Here is a 234-nt window from a genome sequence, read left to right on the forward strand (position 1 = left end):
GCCCAACGGCGAGAGCGTATCCGGATCGAACTCGACGCCGTAATTCAGTGAGATCGGAGGCTCCACCGGAAATATCTCCGCGCCGGACGCGACCGATCTCTCGGCCAGCGAACGCTCCATGAATGCCATACCCAAACCCGCAAAGACGAACGCGCCGACGGTCTCCCGCTGCGACAACTCCGTCGACATCCGAGTCCGGGCCCCGGAGGCCTGCAGGGACGACTCGATGGCAAG

At 64.1% G+C, this 234-nt stretch carries 1 protein-coding gene; it reads right to left on the minus strand.

Going from position 1 to position 234, the window contains the following annotated elements; all coding sequences use genetic code 11:
* On the minus strand, positions 1 to 189 hold a 189-nt coding region (locus COI75_RS17370), incomplete at its 3' end, for a hypothetical protein (RefSeq protein WP_218006721.1).
* Positions 190 to 234 lie beyond the last annotated feature (45 nt).

This window comes from Bacillus cereus (assembly GCF_002564555.1).
Taxonomy (GTDB): Bacteria; Bacillota; Bacilli; order Bacillales; family Bacillaceae_G; genus Bacillus_A; species Bacillus_A cereus_K.